Origin of the sequence: Brevibacillus fortis (assembly GCF_046196545.1) — a bacterium.
In the GTDB taxonomy this organism is placed as follows: Bacteria; Bacillota; Bacilli; order Brevibacillales; family Brevibacillaceae; genus Brevibacillus; species Brevibacillus fortis_A.
The window spans coordinates 2,110,001-2,125,732 of sequence record NZ_CP176370.1 but is presented as its reverse complement, the minus strand read 5'-3'; the positions used below and the strand labels follow the sequence as shown (position 1 = coordinate 2,125,732).

Here is a 15,732-nt window from a genome sequence, read left to right as displayed (position 1 = left end):
TCAAGGAGGTTTTTATGATTTTTGTAAAGAAGCGTAGCAAGGTTTTTGTTAGTGTTGGACTTATCATTTCTATTTTATTTTCTGGTCAAAATGTCGGTTTTGCTGCGGATGAGTACAGTGGAGATTTAATTCCTGCCATGACAAGTAACGATAGTCCAAGTGGGCTAGCAAGTGCAAGCACTGAATGGAGTACGAATCATAAAGCATACCGAGCATTTGATGACAAAGATGATACTTACGGATGGGGTACAGCTGGCGGTACAATTAAAGGCTGGTTACAATATGAATTTCCAGAGCCAAAGAAAATTTCCAAGTATACAGTAAAATCAAGGGATGTTTATAAAGGTGAAAGCCCCAAGGATTGGACATTTGAGGCATTCGATGGTCAAGAATGGATCGTATTAGATACACAAACTAATCAGGAAGGCTGGGCAACAAATTTCAAAAGAGATTACACATTTAACAATGAGAACTTCTATACACAATACCGTATTAATATAACATCTAACAATGGCTTTTCTTCATTTACAGTTATTGAAGAATTAGAAATGATGGAGAAAACAGGAACCACGAATCCCGATCCTAACCCAGAACCAAATCCCGATCCAAAACCAGAGCCCACTGGTGATAACGCACTTCTTGTTATTAAAATGATCAGTGGACTTGAGAAAGAGTTTGACTTAACTGCATCGGAAGTACAAGACTTCATCGACTGGTATAATGGCCGCGCGGACGGACGTGGCAAAGAAACCTATATGTTCGATAAGGACTTTAACAAGGGGCCGTTTACAGCTCGAAAAGATTATGTAGCATTCAGTAAGATTCAATCCTTTGAAGTGATGGAATATACCAAATAACACGACGAGGCACCTCCTATTTAACAGAAAGGTGCCTCTTTTTATTCATAGATTAGCAATCTCTTCTATACATTCTGGGTCGTCATTCTTTGGACTTCCTACCTTTGTAGGTACAGGATTGGCTTTCATCTGATCATGGTCATACGGCACATGTAGAGACTTCAGAAGCTCAGCATCAAAGTGTTCTCGATTCAAGCCAGGTTGCCTCATCCTGCTGCCGCAAAATCACGGGGCATGCGGTCATGAATATTGGCAACAACGTCATTTGGCTTTGTTGTGATGATTGTGCAGGACACCGTGTCCTCCTATATGCACGACTGTTAAATTGTCTGTTACAATTGCAACAATCATATCGGGAAAAATTAAGTGGGACTTGCAGGATTAAAACACTTGCCCTCGCGTGTTTGCGGGGGCAAGTGTCTAGTGTCATTAGTTTTAATCAAGTCCTAATTGACTTTCGCTTTTTACCTGCAATCCTTTGGCCACTCCGTTAGGAGACTGCAATTTACCTTCTTCTTCTAGGAATTTTCCTTGATATACCCCTTTAATTACGTACGCTTCTTCGGCAACGGGACCTTTATATTTTTCTAAGTATACATATGCTTTTTCACCTGTTTCGAATACTTCATTACCTTCAAAAGTATACTCTGTTCCATCTTTATATCCGCCGGTCTCTAGTATTTTGATCACATTTTCCGGCTCTACATCACCTTTATACACTTGCTTGACTTTTGCATCACTAAGGGTAAATACGACGTTTTTATACTGGAAGCTTTCCGATTCGTTGATTTCAACCTCGGCAATCACTTCAGCGCTTTCATTAAGCTTTTTGATACTGTCGAAACCCTCTACTACATCTCCCGATACATCTACTTTTTTTATAGTCTGCTTATCGCTTTTTGCTGGATTATGAGATGTTTGGTCGTAAGCACGACTCGTTTCGATTTTATTAGAATCTAAAAATAGATAGCCCCCACCGACAAGAACACCCAATGCAAGTGTTGATAATATGATTTGCTTTTTGTTCTTCATTACATTTTTCATCCTTCCCATAAGAGATTAATTCACTTTACATCTATTGTTTGTATATCGATTTAATACCAGCAATATCATCTTTTCCAGGCTCTTTTACTTTCCGCCCATCTTTAGTAGTAGACATGACTTGGTTAGGATCTTTAACATGGTCTAGACCAAGAACATGACCGAGTTCGTGAGCAAAAACACCTTCTTTTTTACTTGCACTCATATCGTCCATGTAATAAGAGTTTAGATTCATCGAGGCATTCCTAATTATATCTGATCCATCGTACGGGGTAACTGATGTTTCGGCAGTCCAGCCTGTTTTTCCATAGTCCTCCTCTTTGAAGATGAACACTCTGCTCTTTTTTGTATCTCGCCCAAAGGCTATATATTTTTCCACAGCATTATTCCATGAGGCTAAAGCGTCCTTCAACTCGTCTTCGTAATCACTACTCATATGATCAGCGTAGTTAAACCTAACTACACTATTATCCCAATAGTACCCTGTAGTGTTATAAGCAGAAGCGTTGTTTGGTACGGACAGTAAAGTGGCGATTGATAAAAATCCTAGCATCAATGAGGTACTTTTTTTCATTTTACTTCCTCCATTTCTAATTTGTTACAAAAGATTGAATACTATAACGTTTTAGAACTGTAAATATGTGGATTTTTTCCACTTACTTACTTTGACGTATTATTCTCGCTTTTGTTTCACAACTAGTTCACCAATTTCTTCTGGGAAGTTGCTTTACTTGATGTCAACAAAAAAGCCCTCCCCGGATTGTGAAGTGCACCCCTTAAAGTAGACATTGGAAAAACCCCTGTGGTTATCCGGATAGTTATTCGATCTTTTGTTTCTACCCCTCTTCATTTCCTTCCGTTCAACAAATCTCAATGAACGATTTAATTTTATTGTAAGGCCACAATGATTATTAAATTGAGCAATATGTTGATTAAGATTTGTCTGCTTTTTTATCAGACCCATTTATTGTTCCACCAGCAGCATCGTTTGTTCCCCGCTGAAAGACGGAGACTACTTGCATCCCAGCCGCCGTAATCGCCTCCCATTTCTGCTCGTGTGAGACATTTCCATTCATACTACACAGGAACAAGATAGCGGCAGACAAATTTCATACCCGCCGCCCTTGCTCACGTTTGATCTGCTGTGTAAGATACTTTTCATTCCCGAATAAAATCCCACTCACCGTTATTGCACCTTCTCCTGCTGTTCTACTTCTGATGCTCCGTATTTCTCACCGGTAATCCCCTCATATTGTTCTGGCGTTAACTTTCCTTGCTCGACAAAACGAGCGACATCTTCTGCCGTATACTCTCCGAAACGATACAACAAGATAATATACTTCGTGTAATCTATGCCTTCTTTTGTATTTATCGTTTCCTTGATCGTTTCCCCCGCGTTTATTTCTTTCGTAATATCTGTTGCTGCCTCTCCTGTTTTTGTAATCCCAACGGTGACTGGACTTCCTTTAAATAACTCTACATTGACGATGAAATTCTGCGCACTAATGATCCCTGCGTTCACCAGGTTGTCTACGATGTCGTCAATCTCCATGAACTTATTGTCATTACCAGGCATGTTATCTTCATTTTGGTTTTGAATCTTGATTTTCTCCTTTGTAAAAGTAATTTGCGCTACGCTATTTCTTTTGCTCCTCCCTTCTTTGGATTCGTACAATTACCCCTTCCACCTGCGTTTTGACTGATCCAATAAGAGCGTCTTTGATCAGAACGCAAATAGAAAAGCCACCCGGCATCCGAGTGGCTTCACCCATTTACTTGTCTGTATTTTACCAGAATGTTAAATCTAACCATTAAGAGCACTTGCTGTGTGAATTTTTGTAATTAATTGTTATTTTTTACATTTTCTTATCATTCACTTTGAATTGAAGTAGAGAATGAGCTGCAAAAAATTTACCGATTTTGCGGCTGCTTCGTCCGATAAAACTCATTAAACAACTTCATTAACGCTCGCTTTTCAATACGGGATACATACGAACGAGAAATGCCCAGCTCACGCGCAATTTCGCGCTGTGTCTTTTCTTTGTCCTGATCCAGCCCAAACCTGCCGATGATCACCTCTTTTTCCCGCTCATCGAGGATGTGTATGTGCTGGTAAATTTTATTGGACTCCAGCTTGAGCTGTACTGCGTCGACCACTTCGTCGGTTTCTGTGCCAAGGACGTCGATCAAGGTGATTTCATTGCCTTCTTTATCCGTTCCGATCGGGTCGTGCAAGGATACGTCTTTTTTGGTTTTTTTCAAGCTTCTCAGATGCATGAGGATTTCAATCTAAATGTCAAAAGGGGGTGCATAGACAAACTTAAATGTTCATTGAAAAATAAAGTCTTAGACTGCGGCTGCTTATTTTGCGCTAACATTCTCCGATAGTTGAAAAGTGCTGCTGATCATTGCGATCTACATTTATTCCCAAACTTGGCTGCCGTTATTTCGGCTTTTTAAGACATATGCTGAGGATCAATCACTTATTAATCAAGCATGAGATACCAATAAATTGCTATCTCATCACTATCTTTATCTAGACCTCTGTAGACGTAGGAATCGAAACCTCCGATGACAAAACCACAACTTTCGTAGAATTTACATGCGCGGACATTATTACTTTGTGTCTCCAGCATGATTCCCGTCATACCGCCATCCTTCATCCAGCGTTTAGCCTGTTCGATCAGTTTTTTACCGACACCGTATCCTCTATATTGCTTATCAACTTTGATATCTTCCACATAGGCATATTTGTTCCAATTTTTTTTCAAAACAATTCGACCCACAACTTGATTATTTACGAGCGCTACATAAATGATTTGATGGGGATTGTTAATATAGTTCGAATAATCCTCAACAGTATCTTCTTCAAGCTGTTCATCATCGTAGCTTTTATTCCTAAGAGGCCTCTCCTTCACCGTATATCCGATTCGCTGTCCTATTAGTTGCAAGACAAGGGTAGAGTCCACGATAAAGCTCCCATCAATGTTTGTACCACACTCATCGTCCCCAGCCCTCAGTTCTCTAATTAAAATATCCATATTCGTCCTCCTCTATTTTTATAAGGTGAGAATAGAGATATTAAGGGGGACCACGGACTTAACGGAATACATATTGCTCCGTCATTTTCATAACCTCCTGGTATTATTTAGCATGTAAGATTCTCCAGATAATTGTACATTCATTGCTTGGCAGGTGCGACAGCTTTTTAATCGTTAAGCCTGTTAGCTTACTGATGCCCACCGCAGGCTAACACTTTATTTTCTCAATCTACAATGTAGTGTAGTGCTTAAGCCTTTAGGACTTTGAATTTTTACCTTTTTATATCCTGGTAAATTAGATAACATGTCATCATTTTTGTATTTTTAAGCACGTGTAGGGTATACGGAAAAATTAATAAACACAACAGATTTTTGCAACTATCCGTTGTGCTTGTTTAAGTATCGATCCATGTTAGCTGAATAATTTAAATTCAAATGTATTTTTTTCTAGACATAATCCTTCATCAGAAGTTTTGATAATAATATCAAACCGTTGACTATACGGATGCATAAACACTTCGTACTGAATCCGACGTTCTTCATGTGACTGCCTTAAATAGTTGATATCGGTTCCCCTTTCACCAATATCACGGCTCAATCTTCTCTTTAATTCCGTTTCACCATCTGTATAAAAGTAAATTTTCAAATCAAATAAATCTGGATTAATAAATGCAACACTCATTCCTTCTACAATCGTTAATTTGTTTTTCGAAGAGATTAACTTGCTTTTCATATAATGAGTATCTATCGTATATAAATCTAAACCGTCTCTAACCATCTGAACATCTCTTTCTAAAGAAGGTAAATGATGTGCTGATGGATGACAAGCAGTCATTTTATAATGGTGATTTTCGTTTTGATATGTATAATCGATAATTGTATGCTTTCGTATGTTCGAACTAACAATATACGGATCTGTATTAATGTAATTCACTTCATTTTGATTTAGTAGGCTTACGAGCCTATTTGTAAACGTTGTTTTGCCAGCAGCTCCATGTCCTGAAACACCAACAACAATCTGATCATCAGTCAATCTGATCCAATTTATGATTTTTTGTAATAACTTATCCATCTTTTCCCCCTTATTAAATATTGTTTAACGAATGGTTAAAATGGCCTTAAGCTATTTTTGACTTTGATGCAGAATCGAATTTTCATAGGAGCTCAATGATTATTAGATTACGAATCTAATTCCTCGGACATTTCCGCAGCATCGCTTTCAAGCTCATCAATATTACCCGGTATCCTGATTAAGCTAGCTACTGTCCCTCCCCAGGAAACCCCTAATTGTTTGGCATGAAGGTACGGATCGTACATAGAGTTGTTTTTTAAGCAAGAATACATAACTTGAGCTATCTTTCCACATACATGTCCAATTGCTTTGCGTTTGCTCATTCCTCTGCCATTTACAAGGCGATCGTAATAATTTTTAAATAAGTTAGGCTTAGTATTTGGTGAGATTAGAACTAAAACCATTAAAAACAGTATTCTTCTTGTATCTCTTACGCCTTCATAGGTCTGCCTTGTTTTAGCAACGGAAGTTCCTGAGGTTTTGTTTTCAGCAGCCACACCAAGGTACTTTTTGAATTCCAAGTAGTTTGAAAATCGTTCTACATCACCTATTGCTCCAATTAGGGTGCAGGCCATTACGTCACTCATAATTGGGAATGATTTCAGAATAGTAGTGTAGGGGTGAGCTTCAATCCCTTTGCTCTGATCGCCGTGTAATAAAGTAGAGATCTGACGATCTATACTGTCAATGGCTTCATCAATACGTAATGCTTCTTGTATTAGCCATGTTTGCCTCTCGACTAAATGCGGTACTTCAACAGCTAAAGTATGTGGTAAATACTCAGCCAATGTAGTTGAGGCTTTTGTAGCAATTGTCTTAGCTCCCACAGTGATTAGAGCTTTCCTTAGTTCTTCTTGGGTAACCTGAGACATTTCCTTGGCAGTTGGGTATTGAAGTACAAGTTTCATAACAGTTGTGGAACCGGGCCTCTTAAAAGCTCTTTTTAGTTCCGGATTTGTAACAGAAAAGAGTTGTTGTACCTGATTTTTACGCCTCGTAAGTTGTGTTGAGAGCAGCCATCTATCCCTTGTTAAAGTTCGAAAAAGAATCTGAGTGGGAGTAGCAGGCTTAACAAGCCGGACACCTTTCATGTCTGGATGCAGCGTTTTATGCCAACCCATATAGGCCATAATTCTAGCATCGATTTCGTCTGATTTTTCATTAAGGCCAAGTTGGCGCTCACGGAAATCCTTAACGGATTTATTCTCAACTTGAAACAAGTGATAACCTTCATCTAGAAGGACCTTCATAACCAAGTAAGAATAATGACCGCCTGTAGGCTCAAGTAAAATAAAAAAGTCCGAAGGAGTTAATCCAAACGTTTCCCGGATTTTCCTTAGTTCACTAAGAAAATCAATAATCCCTTTACTATCTGAATGGAACTTCATTGTTTTTTGTCGCTTCCATTCCTTTTCGTTACGAAACTTCCCAAAAGGAATGCAAGCCGCAACATGAAAGTCAGCACCAATATCTAAGCCTACATAAAATTCGTACCATTTGTTTGATTCAAATCTCTGTCTTGAATGTTTCTCCTCAGCAATTAATTGGTTATCCATAAATCCTCCATAGGTAGCAGTAAAAGCACTATCAATCCAAGTTTTCTTTAGAGCTCCAAAGGGCCCAATGTAGCATGTCAGGATTAACGATAGTGCAGCGTCCCCACATTGTACAAAGAGGTCATAAATGCCCCAAATATTTCAAGAGGTTACTGCAATAGTCTTCTATAAGGTTCTTTCGATATGTTGGATAAATTATCCTCTTATAAGGTTCTTTAATTTTGAAAAATAAAAAAACTTGCACCTTGGCAAGTTCTCAATACGAAGATATTGTGCAGTGCCGTTAAAGCTGGAGTGCCCCAATTCTATAATAGAAGTCCAGGGAATAAGCTGGCTTCATGCCCATAACAGGTGGCTTCCCTAGAGGTCACTGCACAAATACCATTTCAACATATTCAGCTTAAGTTCCTGCAAATAGACAATGAGGAACCAGTTTTCCGCAAACTTTATTCAGAAGTACCTAAGCGGTCTTCACGTTGTAGACAGGGGTAAAACTGGCTCATGGTTATTTAACCACAGTAAGTACACTCACTCAACAAAAAATGAATATCCGGCTACGAAATAAAGCTCATACGTATTCAGCATGTAGTCTTTAGCTTTTAGACTTAAGAACTAAGAAAACTTTATTTTCCGAGTCTAATACTTTATTTCTTAGTCCAAGGCAGTATGGCCCGATCATTGGCTTTGACTTCCAGATGTTCAGTGATAATAAAGTTTTAGACCGGAACCCCTTATGGTACAAGGAGTCCCAGCCTTCTAAATCACTAGATATTTGAAAATGAGTTTTAGAATGCCTCATTGAACTATCGAATCCGTTAGCTCAACTCACAATATCTAGTTAGACGGATTTTAGAAGTGTGTTTTGTCCTGCTGCTAGCCTCCAAACTTTCGTTTCCTTGACCATTACGTAGATAGCAATGCTTTCTTGCCCTCTACCAATTCGTTTCCCATCGGAAGTTGTTGAATATTGACGGACATGAACAACTGCTACATTGGAATTAATGAACGAGATGCTGTCAACAGTATATTTGCTATAAGAATTACGTAAAGGACCTGTCAAGACGATTTTGTGCACTTTATTTATTTCATCCCAACCCGACAACTTTTCACCCATTACATTCACCCAAGTGGCGTTTTGTGTGAAATGGCTATCTAACGCATCTGCATCGTGCCGATTAAACGCTGCCTCCATTTCATTAACTACATGTTTGATAAGCTCGCGATCTTGCTCCAATGGTTCCACTTCTTTGTATACCATAGAAATTCCTCCCTTTATTGCTTACTTCATTGTTAAATCTGATACTATAACATATTATTAATAATATCTAATACATAATTTTCATGAGATTCATGCTAAATCGTATATAAATGGAGGTAATCATGGATACTTCACATTTACATTACTTTCGTACTATCGCTAGAATTCAACATATGACCAAAGCAGCCGAAGAACTGCAAATTGCTCAACCCGCATTAAGCAAAATAATCGCTCGACTTGAGGAAGATCTTGGTGTACCCCTCTTTGACCGACAAGGGAGAAATATTAGATTAAACACGTTTGGTAAAACGTTCCTTCGAAAGGTAGAAATTGCTTTAAACGCATTGGAAGATGGAAGGAAAGAAATTGAAGAACTTTCTGGGTTGTATGCGGGCAGTATTCACTTAGCGGTTACGAGCGTCGAGCTCCTGTCTAGGCCACTTGCTGACTTTCTATCCCAATACCCGAAAACCGATTTCCGAATAACCCAAGTTTCTATGATGGAACTGGAGCCTCTTCTTCTGAGTGGAGAAGTGGACATATGTCTCACAGCGTTACCTACGCAAAATGCTGGAGTGTGCTCCTCCCATGTCTTGGAGGAAGAAGTATACCTTGCTGTTTCTCCTAACCATCGATTCTCAGACCGACAGAGCATTTCTTTGGCAGAAGCTGCTACTGAAGCTTTCATTGGTTACAATGAGGGGCAATTTTATCAACCACTGAACGATATCTTTTTTGGAGAGGCTGGAATTCATCCTAAATATATATGCAGGGTAAATGAGCCTTCTGCTATTGCGAGTCTTGTCCGGGCCGGCGTTGGTGTCGCTCTTGTAGGTGAGTGCGGACGAAGCTCTGACTCTCCACTCACTTTATTAAAGATTCATGACCACAGTATGAAACGTAATTATAAGTTCATTTGGCTTGAATCACGATATTTATCTGTAGCAGCTAGAAAATTCTTGGAGTTCGTAACGGAATTTTTCTGTAGGACAAATTAGTCATTCTCTATCTGTGAAACGACGAGATAATCTGATCCCGGCAATGACTACCGCGATTCGGTTATTATTGAACTAATCTGCCCGTTAGTTTAACGGCCCCAGTCAAAAATTTTATTATCCAGTCTAGTACTTTATTTATCAGTCTAAAACTTTGTTATCTCCTGTACAATCGTGACCGTTAAAGACTAACCCACCCGTCCAACCTTACAGTCGCGTGCTTGTGCATTCATGGCTCGACTTATGATAAAGTGGTTGTGAAGAAAAAAGGAGGATGGCATGTATGCAAAATCAAATGGGTTCTGACGCTTTGCCGCCAAAAACCTGTACAATCGATCGTTTAATTACCGTGAAGCCGGATATCGAGAAAGTATTGTCGGGACAAAAAACCGCGACCCGGCGCAATGGACGCTACGCAGATGTTGGTGAAATCATGACCCTCGAAGGCCACGAATTTGTAATAGACAAGGTTTATTCACAGTCGCTCGGGGAATTAACCGATGATAATGCCAAGCAAGAGGGATATTCAAATGTAGAGGAATATAAGCAATCCATTCTATCATCTCATCCTGGGATGCCTTGGTTACCGCAAATGCGAGTGTGGGTCCATGAATTTAGCCCGGACAAGAAAAAATAACGGTGGGCATTTTATTATATAAGGCGATTCTTTATTTACATATTCTCAGTGCCATGATGTCCATTGGACCGTTTTTTGTTCTGCTACCCATGATGAAAAGATTGCGAGAGGCTGACCTCACCAAACAACAAGCCTATCTGGATACTTTCAGGTCTACCACACGTTTGGCGAAGCATGCTGGTCATGCTTTGGTCATATCCGGAGTATTTCTAGTCATGGGTGGGTATTGGCCATGGAATTCGTCCTGGATCGTGATGACCGTATTGATCCTGGTAAGCTCCTTGTATTTCCTGGCACGCGCATTTTCGCCGAAGATACGGAAGTTTAATGAAACTGACCAGGACAAGGATAAATTGGTGCAATCGCTTACTCGTTCGATCTGGATCTATTTGTTTCTTTTGCTGGCCATGTTATGGTTCATGGTGGTGAAGCCTGAGGTATGGTAGAGATGATCGTCCTTCACTTGTCCGAGATGGCCTCCTAATCGTGTTCTCGTTCACTGATGGAAAAAGGCGCCTCAGGTGTCTTTTTCTTTTTTGTTAACTAGCAGGTTAAATCTGCCGGTTTAATTGGCGTTTGATCTTCTTTTTATTCGATAACCAATTCCTCGATGTGTTTAATATGCCGATACACCCGGCGGTTGGTGCCGGTGCTGCACATATTTGCAAGCCTCTGCAAATGAGATTTGCTGGTGTTCGGTGAAAATAAAGAGTTAGACTGGTGGTCGTTGATAGACGCTGTAAGTAAAGCCGGAAACGCCTTTCTCGATTTTACATATGATATTGGGCCTACAGGATGGGGAATTACGGATACAGGGAAACAAACGTTCCTAAAACTCTTCCTTTTCCTCGCCCTTCCAAGTAAAATAAGGGGATATCGAGGAAAGGGTGTTACGATGAATAAAACTGAATTGATCGCAAAAGTTACAGAAACCACAGAACTTACAAAAAAGGATTCCACCAAAGCTGTTGACGCTATGCTGGAAGCAATTGCGGATGCTCTTAAATCAGGTGATAAAGTATCTCTCGTTGGTTTTGGTAACTTCGAAGTAAGAGAGCGGGCAGCTCGTAAGGGACGTAATCCTCAAACGGGTGAAGAGATTGAAATCGCTGCTTCCAAAATGCCAGCATTTAAACCGGGCAAAGAACTGAAAGACAGTGTAAAGTAAACATTGAAATACATATATAGCTTCAAAGTGAAGGCCCTAACTGATTCAATGTTAGGGCCTTCACCACGTCACTAGTGTTTCCATGTCACTGCTATGCGAACGTTCGCTTTCATAGTACAAAGGAACGTTTTCATATTCTCCCATAAAAATGGCTGGATGATGGTTGCAGAGAGCTGTTTTACTCCCTTTAACAGGAAAAAACTTTGCTAATCATGCCATATAAATGATATAGATTCATCAATATCGCCACCCCTTCTTCCCGATTCTCAAGACCTTCTTTCTGTTCTTGATTTGTATCTATTTATCCAAAAAGGTGTAAACAGTTTCGAGGTAAGCAACTGAAACATGTTCCGCTTCTCTTTTATATTTGATATTCCCTAAATGCTGACGAAGTTGTTGATAGAGTCGAATGGTCATTTGTAAAGCATGGTAACAGCTCTCTGTGCCGTGGTTTGGAATAGTTTCCTTTAGTTCTTCAAGTCCTTCGCTCACATATTTTTCGAGTCTTCTTACTCCTGTTGGAAGTACACCGTTCTTGATAAGAAACAATGGTCCAAGTACTGCGTTTCGCATATAGGTAATGTGATCGATTAACTCGAACAATTCTCCTCTTCCAAGTTTTGTCGCACCATAATGCACCCATACCCAAAATCGATCCTCGATCCATTGGGGACTGGGGTATGGATAGATTGGTGAAGTCCTTTGAAATAAAGCAATGATTTCCTCTCCTTTCTCCCAAAGGATTATAGGATTCTCAACCCTTTGTTCAAGTTCCTGAACGGTAACAAACTTTAAATCAACGTGTAGTGGCGGTGGCCCATATAAGCAAATCACCACACGCGGTTCTCCCACATGTTCGCCTGTAAAGCCAGATAACAAGTTCCCTAGCTTCTCTGCAATTAGTAAACGCTGATTCATTATCTCTTCTCGGTATTCAGCATCGTATACCACAATTAAATCCAAGTCGCTGTACTCATCCATAGTACTTGTAATCATGGAACCACCTGCAAGGAGTCCAAGAAATCGGTGGTCCTGAAGAAGATTCTCTTTGGCGTGATTAATAAAATTTTCATGCATTTGTAAAGGCATTTATACCACCCCTAAAATAGTGCCCCCAAAAAGGGCATTAGATCAATCTATCAAGTGTCCATTCACAAGTCATCACCCAAACATAAAATTACCAAAACTCATCATCTGACAACAGTTATGTTGCACCTGCCGTTAGCTTAATGACCCATATCCGTCTAATACTATATTTACATAGTTGTTTATAACATTATTTTTACGGTCTAACACTTTATTTTTTCGAGTCTAAAACATTATTTTCAGTGAACATTTTCACGGGGAGCGTTTCACCTTCATTATTTCGGCCCACTGCTACCACCGTGCCATCCGATTTAAGCCCAATGGTACGACGCCACCCCGCCGCTATGGAAGGCAGAGGTTTCACAACGTTCATGAATCTCGCTCCCTAGTTGATGGTAGATGTTTCTGATTTTAGGGTTCATCTCTGTTAAACCATAGTTATTTCTTCGTAGAGGGGGTTGTTGGCAGTCCCCCTATAGCTTAAGCAAGTGGTACTACGGCGCTATATTACTTCATACCAGCATGTTTTTTGGATAATTTTATGTTTAAAGGGAAGAAATATACTGTATTAAATGCCAATAGACATCAAACTCATTGATAAGCGAGGCGACTGTAATGCCAACAGACATCAAACTCGATGAAGGCGATGGAAACCATGTTGTCATCGAGGGAACGGTCGTGCGGACAACTGCATCTGACCTCATTTTAGACTCTCCCGACCGCCGAATTGCTGGAGGTTTACGCAGAGCACTTGTCCATGATGGAACCGACGGGCTCACCATCAATTTCAATGGCGACTATCCGGGTGGTGTGACAGTAGGCGGCGGAATGACGGTTACAGGAGATGTCCGTTGGAAATCAGAGAACGGAAATCAGCAAAGCCTGTCAGAGGTAATCGAGAATATCGAGAATATCATCAGAAACCTTAACCTACATGTGGACATTGAACGATTTGAACGATTCGAGAAAGGTTTGAACAGCCTAGCGGCTCTTCTTGATGCGGCGGCTGTACCGCCCTGGACAACACTGGAGGAAGTCCAACACGGTGACGACATGGGAGTACTGTATCTATCTGCCAAGGATCTCGGGTTTCATGTCGAATATGACTTAATTCAATACGGCCCAGTCGGATATCAACAAAAACAAGTAGTCAAGATTAACCCACCGCCAGGCACTATTTTGCGCAGGGGCAGCACCGTGGAGGTATCGATTGCCTGCCCAGACGGCGGGTAATATGTCAAATACGACCCTCTCCTTAAGACGGTTGGCCGATCACTTAGGCCGTACTCCGCAGGATGTCCGTAGTTTGCGAAAACTGCTAGGCCACCCTTCAGGCCCTCTCAAGCTAGCAGTTCGCCACGCACCACTTTCAGTTATGACGCATAACATGGGTCTACTTGTCTCTCCAGCTCCCTATTTGGGTACCGATCGAGACGGAGCGATTGCGGAAATAGTGGCTCGAATCAGAGCGCTAACACCGGATGTCGTGGGTCTTTGCGAGGTGTTTGCTGATGGAGAACGAACAAGGATAACTAACGCGCTCAGTGATTTGTATCCTTACTATAGCCAGGGTCCGGATGATTCTTTAAGTTTTAGATCTGACGGCGGGCTACTCCTGCTTAGCAGGCATCCCACAGTGTCCATCAACAAGATGACATTTGGCCCTTGTGACGGCTGGGACTGCTTCGCCCTCAAGGGCGTAATTTACATCCGAATTCAGCCTGTTTCTTGGCCGACTCCGATCGACATATTCTATTCCCATACGCAAGATATCGAGACCGAAAATGGCGTAAACACACTTTACTATCAGCTCTACGCAATGACACAGTTCATCGAAACGCTTTGGGACCCAGCTATACCCAAAATCATCATGGGTGACCTTAACATTCCCGGAGAGAATCCACTACACTACGATCGGCTCCTCAGGACGCTGGATTGGCCCCGTGATTGCTGGACCTTGGCTGGGAATCAGGCAGACAGTGGACACACGTTGGTCAGAGAGAATAATTTCTACGACGATCCCGACGATCGTCCATCAAGCAATCATCGTCTGGATTATGTATTAATGCAAGCCGGTACACGCCTAGTTCCCATCCTAGCAGATATCGAGGTACTCAAATTCCAACACAACGGGAGATACATATCGGATCACTTTGGAGTCCGTGCCTCATTCGACAAGATTGCGATCATTACTCACAGCTGATGTTTCTTTGATCGAGGCAGACTCACTCACCCGCTTTCACTAGTTAAGTCGATCCGGAAATATCTCAATCACATGACGTTGTTGACACTAATCGGAAGGTTTGATCAACCAACCAATGGTGTCCGGTCATGTGTAGAGTGTGGTAATAATCGAATCGTGCTGATCAACCGATACTCTCCAAGGAAGTTGATATGCTCCCAGCCTAAATTTCGCCTTCGGTTTTGAGAGTCTCTAGTTCCCGTGGTCTGTCTGAGCCACGGCGATGGCCAATCCGGCGTAGACGGAAGGTTACCATTCCCCGACATGCTTATTCTACATTACTGCCCGTTAGCGTAATGACGCGTCGTCAGTCTAATACTATATTTTCTCAGTCTAAAACATTGCTTTCATTGGACACAGGGAACTAATTTGTTTCGTACTATCATAAAAAAAGCCATCCCTTAAAGGAATGGCTTCTTCATTCATTCAAAACTGGATCTGCATGATCAGTTGCTAAGCGTGTGGATAAGTCCTCGACCGATTAGTATTCGTCAGCTCCACGCGTTACCGCGCTTCCACACCGAACCTATCAACCTCATCGTCTATGAGGGGTCTTACCAGCTTGCGCTGTGGGAAGTCTCATCTTGGAGGGGGCTTCACGCTTAGATGCTTTCAGCGCTTATCCCGTCCGCACATAGCTACCCAGCTGTGCCACTGGCGTGACAACTGGTGCACCAGCGGTGCGTCCATCCCGGTCCTCTCGTACTAAGGACAGCTCTCCTCAAACTTCCTACGCCCGCGACAGATAGGGACCGAACTGTCTCACGACGTTCTGAACC

General features: G+C 41.2%; 16 protein-coding genes, 1 rRNA gene and 3 pseudogenes (1 of these 20 running past the window's edge). 7 read left to right on the top strand and 13 right to left on the bottom strand.

The window, feature by feature from the left end:
• Positions 1–14 precede the first annotated feature (14 nt).
• Positions 15–857 carry a discoidin domain-containing protein gene (locus ACKKE8_RS11000; RefSeq protein WP_409178193.1) on the top strand — a complete coding sequence of 281 codons (843 nt, stop codon included), beginning with the start codon at positions 15–17 and terminating at the stop codon, positions 855–857.
• 206 nt (positions 858–1,063) lie between these two features.
• Here ACKKE8_RS11000 and ACKKE8_RS10995 read toward each other — a convergent pair whose 3' ends face one another.
• The 10 genes and pseudogenes from ACKKE8_RS10995 to ACKKE8_RS10950 all read right to left on the bottom strand — a co-directional run bounded on the left by ACKKE8_RS10995 (position 1,064) and on the right by ACKKE8_RS10950 (position 8,831).
• Positions 1,064–1,153, bottom strand: coding sequence for an SOS response-associated peptidase family protein (locus ACKKE8_RS10995; RefSeq protein WP_409178192.1), 90 nt, complete (start codon positions 1,151–1,153; stop codon positions 1,064–1,066).
• Positions 1,154–1,292: 139 nt separating this feature from the next.
• Entirely contained in the window at positions 1,293–1,889 is a 597-nt protein-coding gene (locus ACKKE8_RS10990) for a hypothetical protein (RefSeq protein ID WP_409178191.1), read from the bottom strand.
• A 43-nt stretch (positions 1,890–1,932) separates the two neighbouring features.
• Entirely contained in the window at positions 1,933–2,472 is a 540-nt protein-coding gene (locus ACKKE8_RS10985; protein ID WP_409178190.1) for a matrixin family metalloprotease, read from the bottom strand.
• 612 nt (positions 2,473–3,084) lie between these two features.
• Positions 3,085–3,225: an XkdX family protein gene (locus tag ACKKE8_RS10980; protein ID WP_409179096.1), complete on the bottom strand. Its 141-nt coding sequence runs from the start codon at positions 3,223–3,225 to the stop codon at positions 3,085–3,087.
• 12 nt (positions 3,226–3,237) lie between these two features.
• Positions 3,238–3,474: pseudogene (locus tag ACKKE8_RS10975) on the bottom strand (hypothetical protein); the annotation flags it as partial.
• Positions 3,475–3,809: 335 nt separating this feature from the next.
• Positions 3,810–4,184, bottom strand: a pseudogene (locus tag ACKKE8_RS10970) (sigma-70 family RNA polymerase sigma factor); the annotation flags it as partial.
• A 200-nt stretch (positions 4,185–4,384) separates the two neighbouring features.
• Positions 4,385–4,939 (bottom strand): GNAT family N-acetyltransferase, encoded by a 555-nt coding sequence (locus ACKKE8_RS10965; protein WP_409178189.1) that lies wholly within the window; start codon positions 4,937–4,939, stop codon positions 4,385–4,387.
• Between the two features lie 412 nt (positions 4,940–5,351).
• Positions 5,352–6,011 (bottom strand): uridine kinase, encoded by a 660-nt coding sequence (locus tag ACKKE8_RS10960; protein WP_409175470.1) that lies wholly within the window; start codon positions 6,009–6,011, stop codon positions 5,352–5,354.
• A gap of 107 nt (positions 6,012–6,118) precedes the next feature.
• Positions 6,119–7,567 carry an IS110 family transposase gene (locus tag ACKKE8_RS10955; protein ID WP_409175469.1) on the bottom strand — a complete coding sequence of 483 codons (1,449 nt, stop codon included), beginning with the start codon at positions 7,565–7,567 and terminating at the stop codon, positions 6,119–6,121.
• An 838-nt stretch (positions 7,568–8,405) separates the two neighbouring features.
• Positions 8,406–8,831, bottom strand: coding sequence for an SgcJ/EcaC family oxidoreductase (locus ACKKE8_RS10950; protein ID WP_409179095.1), 426 nt, complete (start codon positions 8,829–8,831; stop codon positions 8,406–8,408).
• A 116-nt stretch (positions 8,832–8,947) separates the two neighbouring features.
• On the opposite strand from ACKKE8_RS10950, the gene ACKKE8_RS10945 reads away from it, so the two are divergent.
• The 4 genes from ACKKE8_RS10945 (at position 8,948) to ACKKE8_RS10930 (ending at position 11,625) form a co-directional block, all read left to right on the top strand.
• Positions 8,948–9,823: a LysR family transcriptional regulator gene (locus ACKKE8_RS10945; RefSeq protein WP_409178188.1), complete on the top strand. Its 876-nt coding sequence runs from the start codon at positions 8,948–8,950 to the stop codon at positions 9,821–9,823.
• 280 nt (positions 9,824–10,103) lie between these two features.
• The gene (locus ACKKE8_RS10940; protein WP_390233010.1) at positions 10,104–10,457 is read left to right on the top strand and encodes an ASCH domain-containing protein; all 354 of its coding nucleotides are present in this window, start codon (positions 10,104–10,106) and stop codon (positions 10,455–10,457) included.
• A gap of 2 nt (positions 10,458–10,459) precedes the next feature.
• Positions 10,460–10,903, top strand: coding sequence for a DUF2269 family protein (locus tag ACKKE8_RS10935; RefSeq protein ID WP_409178187.1), 444 nt, complete (start codon positions 10,460–10,462; stop codon positions 10,901–10,903).
• A gap of 449 nt (positions 10,904–11,352) precedes the next feature.
• Positions 11,353–11,625, top strand: coding sequence for an HU family DNA-binding protein (locus tag ACKKE8_RS10930; RefSeq protein WP_409179094.1), 273 nt, complete (start codon positions 11,353–11,355; stop codon positions 11,623–11,625).
• Positions 11,626–11,922: 297 nt separating this feature from the next.
• On the opposite strand, the gene ACKKE8_RS10925 is transcribed toward ACKKE8_RS10930, so the two are convergent.
• Entirely contained in the window at positions 11,923–12,714 is a 792-nt protein-coding gene (locus ACKKE8_RS10925) for an oxalate:formate antiporter (RefSeq protein ID WP_409178186.1), read from the bottom strand.
• A 262-nt stretch (positions 12,715–12,976) separates the two neighbouring features.
• Positions 12,977–13,060 (bottom strand): annotated as a pseudogene (locus ACKKE8_RS10920) (RCC1-like domain-containing protein); the annotation flags it as partial.
• A gap of 266 nt (positions 13,061–13,326) precedes the next feature.
• On the opposite strand from ACKKE8_RS10920, the gene ACKKE8_RS10915 reads away from it, so the two are divergent.
• A complete protein-coding gene (locus tag ACKKE8_RS10915) occupies positions 13,327–13,944 on the top strand; it encodes a hypothetical protein (RefSeq protein ID WP_409178185.1) in 618 nt (205 codons plus the stop codon).
• A 1-nt stretch (position 13,945) separates the two neighbouring features.
• Positions 13,946–14,914 carry an endonuclease/exonuclease/phosphatase family protein gene (locus tag ACKKE8_RS10910; protein WP_409179093.1) on the top strand — a complete coding sequence of 323 codons (969 nt, stop codon included), beginning with the start codon at positions 13,946–13,948 and terminating at the stop codon, positions 14,912–14,914.
• A gap of 500 nt (positions 14,915–15,414) precedes the next feature.
• On the opposite strand, the gene ACKKE8_RS10905 is transcribed toward ACKKE8_RS10910, so the two are convergent.
• Positions 15,415–15,732 (bottom strand): 23S ribosomal RNA (locus tag ACKKE8_RS10905); it runs 2,611 nt beyond the window's last position.